Annotated in this window: 13 protein-coding genes and 3 pseudogenes; 11 read left to right on the top strand and 5 right to left on the bottom strand. The window is 62.3% G+C overall.

The features are described 5' to 3' along the window. Nucleotides 1-13: 13 nt before the first annotated feature. The 7 genes and pseudogenes from JG739_RS31985 to JG739_RS31955 all read left to right on the top strand — a co-directional run bounded on the left by JG739_RS31985 (nucleotide 14) and on the right by JG739_RS31955 (nucleotide 4,868). Nucleotides 14-664: a plasmid pRiA4b ORF-3 family protein gene (locus JG739_RS31985; protein WP_199202976.1), complete on the top strand. Its 651-nt coding sequence runs from the start codon at nucleotides 14-16 to the stop codon at nucleotides 662-664. Between the two features lie 115 nt (nucleotides 665-779). Continuing rightward, nucleotides 780-2,216 (top strand): annotated as a pseudogene (locus JG739_RS31980) (plasmid partitioning protein); the annotation flags it as partial. A 96-nt stretch (nucleotides 2,217-2,312) separates the two neighbouring features. Then, nucleotides 2,313-2,789, top strand: a complete 477-nt coding sequence (locus tag JG739_RS31975; protein WP_202367793.1) for a hypothetical protein — start codon at nucleotides 2,313-2,315, stop codon at nucleotides 2,787-2,789. Next, the gene (locus JG739_RS31970; RefSeq protein ID WP_202367792.1) at nucleotides 2,786-3,667 is read left to right on the top strand and encodes a DUF7007 domain-containing protein; all 882 of its coding nucleotides are present in this window, start codon (nucleotides 2,786-2,788) and stop codon (nucleotides 3,665-3,667) included. The genes JG739_RS31975 and JG739_RS31970 overlap by 4 nt, the downstream gene beginning before the upstream one ends. Before the next feature lie 200 nt (nucleotides 3,668-3,867). After that, nucleotides 3,868-4,143, top strand: a complete 276-nt coding sequence (locus tag JG739_RS31965; RefSeq protein WP_202367791.1) for a hypothetical protein — start codon at nucleotides 3,868-3,870, stop codon at nucleotides 4,141-4,143. After that, nucleotides 4,127-4,453, top strand: coding sequence for a hypothetical protein (locus tag JG739_RS31960; RefSeq protein WP_202367790.1), 327 nt, complete (start codon nucleotides 4,127-4,129; stop codon nucleotides 4,451-4,453). The genes JG739_RS31965 and JG739_RS31960 overlap by 17 nt, the downstream gene beginning before the upstream one ends. A gap of 112 nt (nucleotides 4,454-4,565) precedes the next feature. Beyond that, nucleotides 4,566-4,868, top strand: a complete 303-nt coding sequence (locus JG739_RS31955; protein WP_202367789.1) for a DUF7673 family protein — start codon at nucleotides 4,566-4,568, stop codon at nucleotides 4,866-4,868. Nucleotides 4,869-4,880: 12 nt separating this feature from the next. Here the strand turns inward: JG739_RS31955 and JG739_RS31950 are convergent, their stop codons facing one another. Then, a complete protein-coding gene (locus JG739_RS31950; protein ID WP_202367788.1) occupies nucleotides 4,881-5,189 on the bottom strand; it encodes an alkylphosphonate utilization protein in 309 nt (102 codons plus the stop codon). A 519-nt stretch (nucleotides 5,190-5,708) separates the two neighbouring features. Between JG739_RS31950 and JG739_RS31945 the strand changes: the two genes are divergently transcribed. The 3 genes and pseudogenes from JG739_RS31945 (at nucleotide 5,709) to JG739_RS31935 (ending at nucleotide 8,206) form a co-directional block, all read left to right on the top strand. Then, nucleotides 5,709-6,296 (top strand): hypothetical protein, encoded by a 588-nt coding sequence (locus JG739_RS31945; protein WP_202367787.1) that lies wholly within the window; start codon nucleotides 5,709-5,711, stop codon nucleotides 6,294-6,296. A gap of 333 nt (nucleotides 6,297-6,629) precedes the next feature. Further along, nucleotides 6,630-7,253, top strand: a pseudogene (locus JG739_RS31940) (ArdC family protein); the annotation flags it as partial. Between the two features lie 50 nt (nucleotides 7,254-7,303). After that, complete coding sequence (locus JG739_RS31935) at nucleotides 7,304-8,206, top strand: ArdC family protein (RefSeq protein WP_199202493.1); 903 nt, start codon at nucleotides 7,304-7,306, stop codon at nucleotides 8,204-8,206. Here JG739_RS31935 and JG739_RS31930 read toward each other — a convergent pair. The 4 genes from JG739_RS31930 to JG739_RS31915 are packed head-to-tail and all read right to left on the bottom strand — an operon-like array spanning nucleotide 8,187 to nucleotide 13,369. Continuing rightward, a complete protein-coding gene (locus JG739_RS31930; RefSeq protein ID WP_199202492.1) occupies nucleotides 8,187-8,636 on the bottom strand; it encodes a hypothetical protein in 450 nt (149 codons plus the stop codon). The genes JG739_RS31935 and JG739_RS31930 overlap by 20 nt on opposite strands. Continuing rightward, a complete protein-coding gene (locus tag JG739_RS31925; RefSeq protein ID WP_199202491.1) occupies nucleotides 8,626-10,446 on the bottom strand; it encodes a hypothetical protein in 1,821 nt (606 codons plus the stop codon). The genes JG739_RS31930 and JG739_RS31925 overlap by 11 nt, the downstream gene beginning before the upstream one ends. Further along, nucleotides 10,443-12,230 carry a site-specific integrase gene (locus JG739_RS31920; RefSeq protein ID WP_244749624.1) on the bottom strand — a complete coding sequence of 596 codons (1,788 nt, stop codon included), beginning with the start codon at nucleotides 12,228-12,230 and terminating at the stop codon, nucleotides 10,443-10,445. Before JG739_RS31920 ends, JG739_RS31925 begins: the two co-directional genes overlap by 4 nt. Further along, the gene (locus JG739_RS31915; protein WP_199202490.1) at nucleotides 12,227-13,369 is read right to left on the bottom strand and encodes a tyrosine-type recombinase/integrase; all 1,143 of its coding nucleotides are present in this window, start codon (nucleotides 13,367-13,369) and stop codon (nucleotides 12,227-12,229) included. The genes JG739_RS31920 and JG739_RS31915 overlap by 4 nt, the downstream gene beginning before the upstream one ends. 151 nt (nucleotides 13,370-13,520) lie before the next feature. On the opposite strand from JG739_RS31915, the pseudogene JG739_RS35780 reads away from it, so the two are divergent. Next, nucleotides 13,521-13,631: pseudogene (locus tag JG739_RS35780) on the top strand (zincin-like metallopeptidase domain-containing protein); the annotation flags it as partial. Between the last annotated feature and the right edge of the window lie 91 nt (nucleotides 13,632-13,722).

Genomic DNA, 13,722 nt, shown 5'->3' with positions numbered 1-13,722 from the left:
CATCGTGCGCGGCATGATCTGCGGCATGCTTGACCCCTTCGATCCAGACAGCTTCATTGTGCGCGCCGAGGTTCATATCCTCGACGTCGAGCCCAAGATCAGCCGCACTCTCGAACTGCCAATCACACTCAACCTTGCCCAACTCCACGAGATTCTCCAGGCCGCCTTTGGCTGGACCGACAGCCATCTGCATCAGTTCAATATCGGCGGCCTTATCTACGGCGCCCCGGAGTTCGATGAGGACGGTCTGTTCGACAGCCGGATCTTCGAGGCGACCGAGGTCAGGATGATCGACCTTCACTTTCCCTACGATCCCGACGAAAACCCTCTTACGATCCTCTACGAATACGACTTTGGCGATAATTGGCGTCATCTGCTGCGCCTGGAACGCGTCGCGCGTGAGGAGAGCGTCAAATATCCTCGCTGTGTCGCCGCTACACGTTCAGGACCTCCCGAAGACTCTGGTGGGCCTTCAGGCTATGCCAGCTTCCTGGAGGCTTGGCTCGACCCCGACCATGAAGAACACAAAGCCATGCACCGATGGGCTGGCCGCAAGTTCCACCCGGAGTCCTGCAATCTCGACGACATCAATAAGACCATCGCCAAAGCACTCCGCGCGTCAAAGGGCGACTATCGCTTCCGTCGAGAAAGCCATCGTGATTGACACCAGAGGGCTGCGCTTCCGCGCCAAAGATACATCCAAAATGCAAGGCGCAGCCAAAAAGATTGAAGAATCAGCGCCATCCGGCCAACAGGACACTTGACGCATAACCTAACCGCTGAACCCCGTCGACCAGTGGCGGGCCATCGAGCGTCTCGTGGCGCTCGACTGGACCGAGGAGGCGATTGGCATTGCGCTCGCGCAGTCGGTGCGCCAGATCAAGAAGCTGAGGCTGCTCGCCAATGTGCTGCCGGCGATGCTGGATCATATGGCCAAGGGCGACATGCCCGACGAGCGCCAGCTCCGCACCATCGCGGCCGCCTCGCTCGAGGAGCAGAAGGAGGTCTGGAAGGCGCATAAGCCGACCAAAGGCGATCCACAGGTCTCGTGGTGGGCCGTCGCCAACGGCCTCGCCAAGACCCGCATGTATGCGCGCGATGCCAGCTTCGGCGACGATCTCGCTCAGGCCTACGGCATCGCCTGGGTCGAGGACCTGTTCGCGCCGGCCGACCAGGACAGCCGTTACACCACCGATGTCGAGGCGTTTCTCGGCGCGCAACAGGAGTGGATGGCGAACAGCCTGCCCAAGCGTGGTGTGATCGTGGAAGCCGGTCAGTGGGGCGAGCCGAAGCTGCCGCCCAAGGCCGAGCGCGTGTACGGCAAGCCGGCTAAGTCCGACCACACCGCCGTGTATCTCGATCGCGACGGCAAGGTGCAGAGTGTGGCCTATCGCATGCCCGAGGCGAAGAAGCCCAAGGGCAAGAGGGGCGAGGACGGGGTCGTCGACGGTGACGATGCGCCGATCGTCGTGAAGACCCGTCCCGATGTTACCCGCAAGGGGATGGAGATGATCGGCGACCTGCGCACCGACGCGCTGCATGAGGCACTGTCACGCGCTCCGATCGAGGACGACACGCTGATGGCCCTGCTCGTTCTCGCCTTCGCCGGGCAGAACGTGACGGTGGCGTCCGGCACGCGCGACATGTCGTATTTCGGGGCGGCAAGCCTTGCCGAACATTCCGTGCCGCTCTTCAATGAGGAGGGCAAGCTCGACTTCGACATGGACACGCTGCGCATTGCCGTGCGGTCCCTGTTAATCGACGTGCTCTCGTGCCGGGAGAACCGGTCCGACAGCGGCGTCGTGTCCCGCGTCGCCGGCGACGCCATCGGTGCGGACAACTTCCTGCCCAACATGGGCACGGAGGACTTCCTGTCGTGCCTGTCGCGGCCGGCGCTCGAGGGTGCCTGCGCGGACACGTCAGTCCTGCCCCGACAGAAGGTCAAAGATACCCGTGCCGCCCTGGTCGAGTACTTCAAGGAGGAACGCTTCGTCCACCCCTCGGCGCTGTTCGCCCCCGATGCGGCAAAACTCACTGCCTGGTTGAAGAAGAATGTGGCCAAGCCCGACGAGGACGGCACGCCGGCGGACCAGGACGAGCTCGATGGCGATGCGATCGTCGAGCCGGCGCATGACTACGTCGATGAGGACTCGGCCGCACAGGACGAGAACCTCACCGACGAGCATGTTGAGGCCTACAAGGTGGCCGCCGAATAGATCGGCGCCCCTTCATTTTCTTCCGAACGATCTTCCCGCCGCCGGCACATCACCGGCGGCGGTTTTGTTTCCACCAAGAGCACCACGGAGAAAACCATGTCCGCTCAATTGATCTATGACCTCGTTCCCCTCGCTTCCATCGTGACTTATTCCGATGGATCCCCACGCCCGCCGGAGCGGCATCGAAAGAAGCTCGCCGCCTGGGAGAACCGCAACTCTGGCGGCCGCCTGATCCGCAAGCAGGCGGAAGCCCGCATCGGCAACACGACGATCCCGGCTTCCATCACCTTGCACAAGGGCGACTATGGCAGTGAGGGCACCATCGTCCTGCGCGTCCACCAGTCCTTTTCGGTGAACAGCGACCTGAAGTTCGCAGTCAAGGAGCGGCCCGCTATCGGCTCGGTCCTTGTCCTCGATCGTGCCGGCGACGATGCCGAGCTTGTCCATCTTGCCGCCAACCGCGCCGCCGCTGAGGAATGGCTCACGCGGCATGGCTATTCGCGGGCAGTGCTGCAGGAGGTGACGGCCGACGCTGTAGCGGCGGATACCGTAGAGGGGAGGGCGGCGGCATGAATGCGCTCACCTCGGAGATCCACGACAAAGAAACCCCCGGTTATCCGGGGGTTTCTTTTGGCCGAAGCGCCGATGGCCTGCTGGTCGCTCTTGTTGGTGAGACTGCATTCGCCATGGCGCCGGGGCGGGATGGCAAGTCCTATCTCGCCGCCGGTTGGCGCATTAGCCGGCCGATGGCGGAATGGACGCGCAACGATTTTTACGGTCATTCCGGTGAACTGGCCGACGAGGACGCCTTCCGGGCGAAGATTCTGGAGAACGCCCATCATCAGCAGCAACGCGCAGCACTTGGGCGTCGCGAAATCCACTCCCGCGCGAACACGCCGTGGGGAATTTCGCAGAGGGCGACGGTCTACGCCGAGGGCGTGACCGTTCATTCCACCGCGTCACATGGTGGATTCCACCTCACTGGCGGACGCAACAGCAAAGTCCATGGCTTGTTGCGATCGGTGGGCGGCTGGTACGAAGAGGACTGCCACTGGGCCGCTGTCGCCCAGGCCTTTCCCGACCTGTTCACGGATTTCGAGAAGGCGTGCGCGGAAAAGACGATCCGCGACTGGTATCCGGACGCCTGGGAAGCGATCCATGGCAGGGTGCTCGAACCCGGCCAGTCCTCGATGAAGGATGAGCGCGAATTCCACAAGCGCCATGCCGATGGCTGGATTGTGGTCTCCGCCATTCGTTCGGACCATGAGGCGGGGTTCACCGAAGTGGTGGCCACCCTCGGCGGTGACCGTGCCGGAGCGCGGTGCGCCCGGCGCTTTCTTGTGCCTTCCAGTGAGTACGGCGTCAGCGGCGGCCGCTTCGGCTTTGTCATCGATGAGGTGCGGCACCGAGAGTACGACGGTCCATCGACCTTCGTCGGCTGGAACCGATAGGGGGCTGCGATGCACTGGAAGATCATTGCCTCCGCCTTCGGATGGCAAGCCGCCCATACCAGGCCGACGAAAACCTGCTTGCCCCTCTGGCATCCGCGGCTCAAGCGTCACTTCACGGGGAGGGACGCCTGGAAGCAGGCCGTTCTCCTCTCCATCCGGGCGCCGTCGCTGCGCCCGCCCATGTGGAGGGAGGGGCGGCCATGACAACCTATCTGGTCGCCGTCCATCTTCTTGTCGAGGCCGGCCCCGATCCGCGCCCGGTGGTCGACACCGCACTGCAGGACATCCTCAGTGACGCCACGCGCTTAAACCGCGGTCCCAGATCGAACCTGATCGACTGGGCCGTCGCCGGCGAGGACCTGGCCGCCTCGATCGCGCCGGTCGAGCTTCCGTCCGGCTACACGCCTGACGAAACGCCGTTTCCGGATTGGCCACGCCAGCGAGGACTGGGGGCGAGCCATGGCCGGGCTCGATGAGCGCGTGTTGCTGTCGCGTATGGAAGCCGCCTGCCGGCAGACCAGCAACCATCTCAGCCGGATCGAGCGGCGGATCGAGCGTCGCGCCGAACGCTTGACGGTTACCCTTCGTGCGAAGCGGCGATCGTTCTCACGGCGTGGCCCGAAGTGGAGGCCAGAGGGAGACCGGCTGCTTCGCGATCAGGTCGAGCGCCTCACATTCGAGCGCCGGGGCGAGATCGATGCGCTATCGCGTAAGCTCGCCCGCCAGGAACGGGCGATCGCCGTCTTTCGCGACCGGCGCTGCCCGGAAGGATCCCGCGCCGCGTGAACACGCGGCGTCGCCCTCTAGAGGGCGACGCCCATGGGATTCTTGTCGAGGGGAGATGGACGACCGGCGCCCATATGTCATAGTATCCGCGAATACTTTGGAGGGTCCGCCGATGGACGAGAACACACGGGGAGCGTTCGAACGCCTTCTTGCCATTGCGCGTAGTGACACCGGACAGGCTCGCCGCGTGGCGAACTTCATCCTGGCATGGTGGAACGCGGAGAGCCTCGGCGGTTTCGATCTCGCTGATCTGTTCGGCGTTGACACGCAAATCGCCGCCGACATGGCCGCGGTGTTCTCCTGGCTCGCCCGGCAAAACAATGCTGCCTATCCGACGGAATACCGTGCCGCCATCGAAGCCGTGATTGCGGAGTGGCGTCCCGACATATGGACAAAGGCGCAGGAACCGGCGTAACGCCACTCAAAGTCAGCGCTTGCGCACGAACTCGGTGCGCAGCACGAGGCCCTTGATCGCGTCATGCCGGCAATCGATCTCTTCGGGATTGTCGGTCAGCCGGATCGACTTGATCGCTGTGCCCTGCTTCAGGGTCTGGCCCGCGCCCTTGACCTTGAGGTCCTTCACGAGGACGACGGAGTCGCCGTCGGCGAGCACATTGCCGGCGGCGTCGCGAACTTCGATGCGCCCGGCAGAAGCTGCAATGGCAGCCATCTCCGAAGCCGGTCGCCATTCCCCTGTCGTGTCGTCATAGACGTAGTCGTCGTTCTGATCTGTCATTGCTGCCCTCACCGCGGGATTGAACACCGTGCGCTGTCAGTCCGATGTGGGAGCAGGCCGAAGATCTGATCCGCAGCGGCGGGCCGGCGCAGGTCTACCTATGCCAGCAGGAGCCGAAGTTCAAACCACTGGCGTCCCTCCCGCAGCTTCGCGGGCAAGCGGATTGCCTGGTGTATCGGATCGAACAGGCGCTTATCCCTCCGCATGCCGGTGTCCGCGACCACCCCCTTGCCGATCTCCCCGGCGGGTTTGCTGCGGTCTGAACCGGCGGCTGGCCCCTTCAAGGCCGCTATCGCGCCGCGGAGCGGCCGGAACCCGCCGATCTCGACAAGGCCGGCCCGCGTCCCGCGCAGGGACCAGCGAAGAGCTGGCCCCGCTTGTTCGCAAGCCGACCTCGCTCGCCTGGCAGGATCCGGACCCTGAAGCGTCCAGCTTCCGCCGGTTCCTTTCGACCGCACCCGCAGGAAAGACCGGCAAGGGCCGGATCACCTGAAGGGCATCGCTAGAAAGGATCGCTTAATGTCCAGTCCATCCCGCTCCACCAAGACCAAGGGCCGCGTCGTCCAGCTTCGCAAGGGCACAACCCTCGAAATGGTCCGCCTCTGCTGCCCGGACGGCAATCAGGCCACGCTCATCTCCGAAAGCTTCGGCCTTCCCGTCCTCGACAGCGACGGCATCCGCGAATTCCACGAGCGCAGCCTGACCGAAGGCGCCGACACACTCTCCGAGGGACTTTCCGACAAGGCGATGCAGATCCACCTGCAGAGGATCGTCGGCTCCTATGTCGGTTCCGCCTACGGGGCAGGCCAGTTCTACTCGAAGGCCGTCACCGAGGCCAAGGATGCAACGGCGAAGCTCGCCAACGATACCCGCGACGAGGACCTCGACGGTCCGGTCGGCTTCGACAGCAACGCCCAGCGCAAGCGCGAATTCGCGGCCGACATGGGTCTTCAGGCCCACGCGCTGCGCATGGCGGCAGAGGGCGCCGTCGCCGCCTACGAGCATATCGTCGGCGAGAGCTGGAAGCCTTACGAGCGCCAGGCCGAGAACCCGGGCCAGACCGTCAGCCGGCAGGCAGCCGACCTCCAGATGGCGGCCCTTGGCTAACCGCCACCCGGCGGAGCTTCGGCTCCGCCCACCCGTCCTGCACTAGGCTGGCGTCCTTTGGGACGCCGGCCTTTTTGCGTGTCTCAGAGCATCCGAATCCGAGGGATGGAAATAGTCGTCGAGGCCGCGCCAATCGCGGCCGTCACGAGTGTTGGTCCTGCTCCGGTCCTCGTTCCACGAAACGGCTGCGCCGTCCTCCACTGACGTTGCGGCCCTCAAGCGACGTGTCCCTTCCTTCCGATTGCTCTTCTGCGGGTTCGCGGACCTGCGGTCCTGCGCTGTCGGACCTCGTGACGGCCGCGATTGGCGCGGCCTCGAATGGAGGTCCGGAAAATGGACAGGAAGAGCAACAAATCCCGCGTCGATATCTACGCGAAGATCACCGACCGCATCGTCGCGGAGCTGGAAAAGGGCGTGCGTCCGTGGGTGAAGCCGTGGAGCGCCGCGAACACCACGGGGCGTATCACGCGCCCGCTGCGCCACAATGGATTGCCGTATCAGGGGATCAATACCCTGCTTCTCTGGTCGGAGGCGGTTTCGAGGGGTTTTGTTTCCCCGACCTGGATGACGTTCAAGCAGAGCGTCGAGCTGCGCGGTCATGTCCGCAAAGGCGAGACCGGCTCGATGGTTGTCTATGCCAGCCGCATCGTACGCACCGAAACCGATGCCCATGGCGAAGAGGTCGAGCGCGGGATTCCGTTCCTCAAGGCCTATACGGTGTTTTGTGCCGACCAGATCGAAGGCTTGCCCGCGCAGTATTACGGCAATCCCGCGCCGATGTCCGATCCGGTGGAGCGGATCGAACATGCGGATGCCTTCTTCGCAAATACCGGGGCCGTCATCCGCCACGGTGGCGACAAGGCGTATTTCAATCCGGCTCTCGATATTGTGCAAATGCCGCCGTTCGAGAGTTTCCGCGACGGGCCCGGCTACTATGCGACCCTCGGACACGAGTTAGGTTTCATCGCAAGTGTCCTTCTTGCTTCAGCACCTGCAGCAGGGAGGGCATGACGATGGCTTCTCTGAACCGAGCAGATGTTTATGCCCGCATCACTGAAGAGATTATCGCTGCCATCGAAGCCGGTGCTGGCGAGTATGTGATGCCCTGGCATCATGATGGAACAGCCACTGCCCGGCCGACCAATATTGCATCCGGCAAGGCCTACCGTGGCGTGAACACACTTGCCTTGTGGGTCGCGGCGCATAGCGCTGGATATCCTGCCGGCCTCTGGGGAACGTATCGCCAATGGCAGGCCCTTGGTGCCCAGGTGCGCAAAGGTGAGAGATCCACAACCGTCGTCTTCTGGGGGCAGATCGGCGGCAAGACTTATGAGGATGATGATTCCAATGATGGTGAGCGTCGGCGTCTATTCGCCCGCGGCTATTCGGTGTTCAACTGCGCCCAGGTCGATGGTTATGAGCCAGAACCGGCGGTTGCCCGCTCGGAAGAAGAACGTATCGCACACGCTGATGCTTTCTATGCGAACCTTGGGATCAGCACCGTATATGGAGGCAACGAAGCCTACTATTTGCCTTCGGCTGATCGGGTGCATATGCCAGTTTTCAGCTCATTCCGCGACGTCGCGTCTCATTACAGCGTGCTTTTCCATGAAGGTCTTCACGCGTCAGGAGTAAAACACAGACTCGACCGCGATCTATCCGGACGGTTCGGCTCCGAAGCCTATGCCATGGAGGAGATAATTGCTGACGCTGGAGCAGCCATGGTTCTCGCCGATCTATCGATATCGGCACGGCCAAGGCCGGATCACGCCGCCTATATCTCCAGTTGGTTGAAGGTCCTTCGCGCCGATACCTCCGCCATCTTCACGGCCTCAAGCAAGGCTCAGGCCGCTGTCGACTGGATGCATGCGCAACAGCCCTGCCAGCAGATCAGCGCGGTAGCGGCCTGACAGGCAACGCAGCGGCAGGCGCCAATGGCGCCCGCCGCTGCGAGGATGCCAGTTTGTCCTCCGCCGTCCTCGCCCGGTGAAGGAGTGCTAGATTTTCGCTCGCCAGCTTCCGCTTTTCTTCGCTGTGCCGGCGGGCTTCGGAACGGAGCTGTGCAATCTCAACCTCCATTTCCGTCACCCGGGCCGCGAGGTCTTTGGAAGGACCTGGTGCCTGTACGGCGGCCTCGATCTCATCGAGGATGTCGCGATGTGTCGTGTAGAGCGGATTTCGGCTTTTCCCCGCTTCACGCGCGACCGAAGCGGGACTGATCCTCACGATGCGCCCCTGATGATCCGGATGGCGGCCCTCGCCACGAACCAGTCGAGCCAGCGCCGCACGATAAGCGCGCGCCGCAGACAAGGCGGAAGGCGAGCGTGGGTCATCCATCATGTTCTCCGATCCTGATCAGGACATTGTCGCATTGTTCGATTGCCTCGGTGAGAACCGCGACCGTCATTTCGTTGGCGGCAGGGAGCAACACCTGGTTCCTCGTCCGACGGTCCTGCCAATAAGGCGCATGCTGCGGCTCGATCACCATGTTCGCGCAGCCCAGGCAGACAGATGGACTCCGGCCGGCCTCGCTGGGTGCTATTTCACCTCCACAACGACTGGTCTCCTGCTGGAACACACACCAGCCGTAATCGCAGGCGTGGATGCGCAGGTCCGTTTCGGCGAGGACAAACTCGATGTAATCCTGACGGACCTGCTCGCCGGCGCGTCCCCGGAACCGGGCGTTGCCCGCGACAATGCGCTCGCCCATGCGCCCGGCAAGTCGATCGCTGACCAGCATTCGTTCCAATGCCGTGGCTGTTTCCGCCCGGTTTTCATGATCGACGAGTTGCCGGAGATCGAAGTCGCTGCCGACATAACCACGCGCGGTCATCGCGACCGATGCGTGTTTGTAATGCCCCGCAAGGCCAAGAAGTTGCGACCGGTCCTTTCGCGCGATAAAGCGCGCAAACGTCTTGCGGAACTGGTGGCTGCTGAATGCCCAAGGCTTTCCCTCGTGCATGGGCACGCCAACATGTCGGGCAAAATCGTTGATCCGCCAGCCGATATGCATCTGGGTGACCGGGACGATCTCGCCGTACTGGGTATTTTTGACGAGGAAGAGTTCTCGCCTTCCGGACGCTTTACGCAACGGTGCACTCAGCTGCTCAAGTAGGCTGACCGCCTTCACCACGGGGTCAGGAGCAATCCAGCGCTCCAGTCGTCCGCCATGCTGGTCGACGGTCTTGAACAACCGCGCGACAATGTAGGCTTGATCGACGCCGGTATCCCCGATGGGGTGGAACTCGATGGCACCGACCTCGGTCGAGAGGATTTCGCTCACGCGCATGCCGACGAAGCCGGCAATGATGATATAGCAGGCCTCCGCGAGATGCGTGGCAGCGTGGCGGACCGCATACGCGCCGGACAGTGCTTCGCCCGCAGGGCCTTTCAGATCGGCACGCCGCAATGCCTTGCGTACATGGTAGGAAGCTTGCCTTTTTGCCCCTTGGGTCAGTCCGAACGCCCGTGCCTCGCGTCGGATCGTCTCTGCTTTCACGATCGTTGGACCATGGTCCTCCACCCATTGCAGAGCGGTATTCAGCAAGGAGATCGCAATGGCATCGGGAATGAACGGGATCGCACCGCGCGTCGCGGGCGTCAGGCCTGCCGCCTCATAGGTCGTCTCCTGCGGCAGAGGATCGATCAACGGGGCATCATCAAGCTTGGTTCGCTGTCGATAGAGATCCTTCAGCACCACCATGTAGTTGACGATGGTGTTCGCCGTGATGGGCTTTCCCCGGTATCCCACTCGTGTCAGCAGCCAGGCTCGCAGCCGCTCCACGGCCGCGGCATCAATGCTGCTGAACGTCTCCAGTCCGTCGAGCACCATCCACCGGATCATGGTTTTCAGGGTGATGGCTTTGCCATGCACCGACGTTGGTGACAGCCGCTTGCGACCGGCTGGTGGATTCACGGTCATCGACCATAAGAACTGCTTCGCGGTTTCATGGAGAGCACGCCACGCGTCTTCACTGATGACAGCTCCCTCCGGCAAGGCGATCGTCCAGCTCATTTTGTTCTGGTCGGCGCGCCGGCCGGCGGTCCGGATGTCGAGCAACCATTCATCATCGCCGAACCGGCTCCATTGCGAGAGCGGTGCTTCGGACCACTCGGCGAGAACAGGTTTTCGAGCACGTCGCGCCTTCATTCGATCACCGGCAGAGCTGGTGCCGCTTCCATGGACGCGGCCAAGTGAAGCTCCGGCGAGAAGCGCGGCAGGATGTCGTGCTCGAGGATTTCCAGTTTCGGCGCGTAGAGGAGCCGCCAGCGGTCCGGAGCCAGCGCTTGACGTGCCGCGACAAGGGCATCTCGCGTCGACAGCAACCGGATTAGAACACCAGGATCGAGAGGAATCACCGCGTTCGGGCAGGTGAAGCAGCCCAGCCAGGCCGTGCATAGACGGCCAGTTTTCTGGCCTTCCCCGACGCCCGCGAGTGGATCCTTGCAGATGAAGCCGGCAGCCGTGGCATATTCGGCCTGGACTGTCGCTACGTCGGCATCACGTTCGTCATCAGCCTCATCGTGGGGGCTGCGAATGGCTTCGACGAAGCGTAATTGCAGATCACCGATAATGCGCTCCTGGGCCTTTCGCACGATCGGCCGATCGATATAGCGCTGCGTTGTATCCGGCGTGGCGTGATTGGCGAGGATCTGGGTCTTCAGGATATCGTGCCCGAGCGTTTCATGCGCGAGAGTGAGCCCCGTAGTTCGCAGCGCGGCCAGGGTGAGCGCGAGCGGCGCGCCTTTTTCGTCAACAAGGCCGTGACGTTGGGCGAACAATCTGACGTGCTTACTCATCAAGTAGTCGGGGATCAGCTTGATCGCACGCGTGCCGTTTATGCTCGCGACCAGAAAGAGCCGCTCGCGATCATGCGCCGGAACATGGGGCATCAATAACGCCGTCATTTCCACTACCTGATCGATGAGGTGAGGCACCGACAAACTTTTGTCACGCAGGAAGCTTCGCCGCTGCACTCGGTTTGAGCGGCCCTTCGACCACGTCATGACTTCCCGGCCATCTAAAAGCAGATGATCGCTCATGCAGTCCCGTCGAAGTTCTCGGAGGGCCTCGGGGTTCGCGTAGCTCTGCGCCCCGATGGCGATCATGTATGGAATCAGCGTTTCGGGCAGGGTGTGAAGATAGCTCGCGAGCTTCTGGTTCCCGCCATGCTTAAGCGAGGCGAAGTGAAGCCGCCATCGACCAGCACCGCGCTCCAGCGTCACGTTCTGGGGAGGAACCAACCCGCCGTAATGCTCGACGATGACAGCGAGCATCACACCGAGATCATCAAGGTCGAGCCGACTGAGATCCCGTTCCCGCGCGATAGCCTCGCGGTCGACCTGGGAGAGCAGGGTTTTCCCAGCCTGGAAGGTCGACCAGATTGCTTCTATGTCTTTGCGAGCCGCGGAGAGGATCGCTTCCATCTCAGACCGGCTCAGCGCCTCGCGGGGACGCGTCTCTGCATTCTTGCGAGGAAAGGCGTTGAACGGGATTTCCAGATCGGTGGCGACGAGCTCAGGCCGATTGCGCTTCAGCCAGCGAACCATCTGTTTGAGCACGGACCAGGTGCCATGGCGAGAACTCTTGGTCCACGGTTTGGTATCGAGCCACGCAATAAAAGCTCGTAGCGTTGTTGTATCGACATCCCGCATCGATGTGATGGCGGGATTTTGCTCACCAAGGAACACAAACCAACGGCGAAGCGCATGGAACGCTCCCTCGCGCGTGGCCGGACTGTGACCGGCATGGTGGTTGCGGAAGGCAAGCGCGATTTCGGCAGCGACTCTTGGTGTCATTCCATAGATCGAGAAGTCGAAGCTTTTTTCCAGTCGACCGTTGGGATCAAGGAAGTTGACCACCAGCGAAGTAGGCTCGCCAGCGAGCGGTATAGGCGATGGATCGAGCCGATAATCTTTGCGTTGCCGCTTCATTGTAGAAGAGCCCCGTAAAGTTCGTCGACAGAGGATTCCACCAGTGTCAGATCTGTCGCCAGCACGCGCAGATAGATTGCCGTCGTAGAAAGATCGGCATGTCCTAACACCACCTGGAGGGTGAGAAGTGGATTGAGCTCCGGCTCGTCTTGCGCCCGCCGTTGCAAGAACCGGAGCATCGCTGTCGCAAAGGTATGTCGCAGCGCATGGAAGCTTGCCGTCACACCTGCTGTCCCGGCCGCGGCGGCGAACATTGCACCGACACGGCGAGCACTGATTCCGCGACCGGCTTCCGTCAGGAAGACAGCATCTGGTTCCGCGTAGTCGGCGTGCCGCAATTTGGCTCGTCGAACGATGACCGCTCGCTCTTCGCGCGCATAGGCGAGCGTGCGATCGATCAGGGACAATGGCGGATAAACCGTCCGCGTTTTGCCCCCTTTCGTGGCTTCGATTCTGACGACGACCAGAGCATCCAGACTGGATCGTGGAAGTGACCGCAGTCTCAATCCGGCTACCTCCATCCGGCGCATGCCGGTTGTGACAGCCCATTCGATTATCAAACGGTCGCGAGACCCCAGGCCAGCCATCACGCGTCGCAACGCGACCGGCGACAGCGGTTTTGGCAGCGCCGAGGTTTGCCGGATAGTCAGTTCATTGGCGAGCTGTCGCCCGCCGGTGGCATCAACATGAGTGAGGAATCCCTGCGGCTGACGTCGCGACAGCGCAAGTTCGCTCGTGTTGAACGGTGCAGTATCAGTGAGACCCGCAGCAACACACCATCGATAGAACAAAGCCAATGTTCTGAGGCGACCATTGACGGTGCTGCGGGCATAGGCCCGTCCGGTGTGATCGCTGGGTCGAAAGAGCATCCGATCTCGGTACGCAGCGATTTCCGCGACGCCGACCTCATCCCATATCCACTCATTCGCTTCGAGGGTCTGCCACCAGTCGTAAAGGGCTTCACCATAAGTGCGCCATGTCTGCCGGCTGCGTGTTCGTCCTCTTACGAGCGCAATGTGCAGCAACCAGGCACAAGCCGGTTCGACCAGACGCATCTCTCGGTCGAGGAGCATCGGCACGCCAGGGACTGACATACCGTTCGGTGCAAACTCATCGGAAGTGAACAATAGCTCGGCCAAAGGCTCTCCAATTCGGGCGACCCGCCTTTCGCGGGGAGCAGGCCCTCGGGCCCGCTCCCCGCGAAAGGCGGAGCAGCGTCTCATACGTAGAAACTGTCCTGATTCCCCATCAGGGAGATGACAGAAAGGACGCCATGGAGATGTGACCTAACACGAGCTTGGCCACTGGACCGGCCACCCGGCGCGGCTGGCGCGCGACCTCTCCAGCGCCTTCGGTTCCAAGACCTATGCGCGCGAGGAATTGGTTGCTTATCTTGACAGTCTGCACCGACTCTCCGTGTCTTGCTGGCGTCGATGCAACAGGACTGACGGAGGCGTTGTCCAGGCCGGCCGCAGCGCTCCCACATAGCTGG

It is taken from the genome of Mesorhizobium sp. L-2-11 (assembly GCF_016756595.1).
Lineage (GTDB): Bacteria > Pseudomonadota > Alphaproteobacteria > Rhizobiales > Rhizobiaceae > Mesorhizobium.
The sequence above is the reverse complement of the archived record's forward strand: the minus strand, read 5'-3'. Positions and strand labels throughout refer to the sequence as shown.

Coding starts and splice junctions, on each gene's coding strand:
- JG739_RS31935 (WP_199202493.1), top strand. CDS start 7,304: ATGACGATGGCTTCTCTGAACCGAGCAGATGTTTATGCCCGCATCACT.
- JG739_RS31960 (WP_202367790.1), top strand. CDS start 4,127: ATGGCCGGGCTCGATGAGCGCGTGTTGCTGTCGCGTATGGAAGCCGCC.
- JG739_RS31985 (WP_199202976.1), top strand. CDS start 14: ATGATCTGCGGCATGCTTGACCCCTTCGATCCAGACAGCTTCATTGTG.
- JG739_RS31975 (WP_202367793.1), top strand. CDS start 2,313: ATGTCCGCTCAATTGATCTATGACCTCGTTCCCCTCGCTTCCATCGTG.
- JG739_RS31965 (WP_202367791.1), top strand. CDS start 3,868: ATGACAACCTATCTGGTCGCCGTCCATCTTCTTGTCGAGGCCGGCCCC.
- JG739_RS31945 (WP_202367787.1), top strand. CDS start 5,709: ATGTCCAGTCCATCCCGCTCCACCAAGACCAAGGGCCGCGTCGTCCAG.
- JG739_RS31930 (WP_199202492.1), bottom strand. CDS start 8,636: ATGATGGATGACCCACGCTCGCCTTCCGCCTTGTCTGCGGCGCGCGCT.
- JG739_RS31970 (WP_202367792.1), top strand. CDS start 2,786: ATGAATGCGCTCACCTCGGAGATCCACGACAAAGAAACCCCCGGTTAT.
- JG739_RS31955 (WP_202367789.1), top strand. CDS start 4,566: ATGGACGAGAACACACGGGGAGCGTTCGAACGCCTTCTTGCCATTGCG.
- JG739_RS31920 (WP_244749624.1), bottom strand. CDS start 12,230: ATGAAGCGGCAACGCAAAGATTATCGGCTCGATCCATCGCCTATACCG.
- JG739_RS31950 (WP_202367788.1), bottom strand. CDS start 5,189: ATGACAGATCAGAACGACGACTACGTCTATGACGACACGACAGGGGAA.
- JG739_RS31925 (WP_199202491.1), bottom strand. CDS start 10,446: ATGAAGGCGCGACGTGCTCGAAAACCTGTTCTCGCCGAGTGGTCCGAA.